The organism is Bacteroidia bacterium (genome assembly GCA_025056095.1).
Taxonomy (GTDB): Bacteria; Bacteroidota; Bacteroidia; order JANWVE01; family JANWVE01; genus JANWVE01.
Window position 1 is genome coordinate 1 of record JANWVW010000367.1, and the last position, 742, is coordinate 742.

General features: G+C 37.5%; 1 protein-coding gene. It reads left to right on the forward strand.

Annotated elements, in window-relative coordinates:
• Nucleotides 1-432 precede the first annotated feature (432 nt).
• Nucleotides 433-742: hypothetical protein (locus NZ519_14030; GenBank protein ID MCS7029871.1), on the forward strand; the 310-nt coding region annotated here is incomplete at its 3' end.

Genomic DNA, 742 nt, shown 5'->3' on the forward strand with positions numbered 1-742 from the left:
GCCAAAGCGTGTGGTATGCTTTGTTTTTAGGCATCTACTGCTATTTTGCCGGATGGCAATTGTGGCAAATAATTAGTCTGCCCCTCTTTACATATTATTTTGCAAGCGTTATTATAAAAGCCGAGTATTTTGAGCCCGTATGCTGACAAAAATATTTAGCAACGATACCATAGTTCTATATTTTGTATTTGACGGAAAAAAATATGCTTACAACCAAGTTTTAATTGAGGTAAAAAACGAATGTAATACATTTGTCTTGTTTGGTTTGGTTGATAAAAAGTGCGAAAGCTTGCTTGCTTCCGTGCAGCTAAACATAGCAAGCATACCCGATGGAAGCTATGACGTATTTGTGTATAACTACGACGGCGTGACGATTGATACCTCTTTGCAAAACTTATTTTTACAAACAAAGCTATTTATTAATAGGAAACCATGCTTGACGTTGTAAAAAAAATATTTTCGGGCAAAAAAGGGCGGTTTGAAAAAGGCACAAACAGGGAAACGTATGACGATGTTTTTTATCGCAACAGAAAAAACATATTATACGCAATAAAAAGTTTTGGAATTCAAGAGGTTGCGGTTTCTCAAAACGCCAGCGCAAAATATGTGGATTATGTGTATTGGGGCTCAGACAATTTGTTCCCCCAGAGGCTATTGGCTGCAGCGGCAAACAACAACATTGTTGCTTCGGTAACCGAAGCTTACAAAGAAATGTTAATTGGACCAGGATACAAGTTAGCCA